The sequence below is a fragment of the Cupriavidus sp. SIMBA_020 genome (genome assembly GCF_046535395.1).
Classification (GTDB): Bacteria; Pseudomonadota; Gammaproteobacteria; order Burkholderiales; family Burkholderiaceae; genus Cupriavidus; species Cupriavidus campinensis.
On record NZ_JAWRWU010000052.1, the window covers coordinates 1 to 499 of the forward strand.

The following is a 499-nucleotide window of genomic DNA, read 5'->3' on the forward strand; positions in this document are numbered from 1 at the left end:
GGAGTTCCTGCTGGCCAAGGGCTATGAAGTCCACGGCATCAAGCGGCGCGCCTCGCTGTTCAACACCGCGCGCATCGACCACCTGTACCAGGACCCCCACGACCAGCCGCGCAACTTCGTGCTGCATCACGGCGACATGACGGACTCGTGCAGCCTGATCCGCATCGTGCAATCGGTGCAGCCCGACGAGATCTACAACCTGGCCGCGCAAAGCCACGTGGGCGTATCGTTCGAAGAACCCGAGTACACCGCCAACGCCGACGGCCTGGGCACGCTGCGCCTGCTGGAGGCGATCCGCATCCTGAAGCTGGAAGACAAGGCCCGCTTCTACCAGGCCTCGACGTCAGAGCTGTACGGCCTGGTGCAGGAAACGCCGCAGAAGGAAACCACCCCCTTCTACCCGCGCAGCCCCTACGCCGCCGCCAAGCTGTACGCCTACTGGATCAGCGTGAACTACCGCGAAGCCTACGGCATGTACGCCTGCAACGGCATCCTGTTC

1 protein-coding gene is annotated in these 499 nt (G+C 64.1%); it reads left to right on the forward strand.

The genetic code is table 11. From position 1 onward, the window contains the following. A partial coding sequence (locus SB751_RS28095; protein ID WP_410748795.1) for a GDP-mannose 4,6-dehydratase occupies positions 1-499 on the forward strand: 499 nt, incomplete at both ends.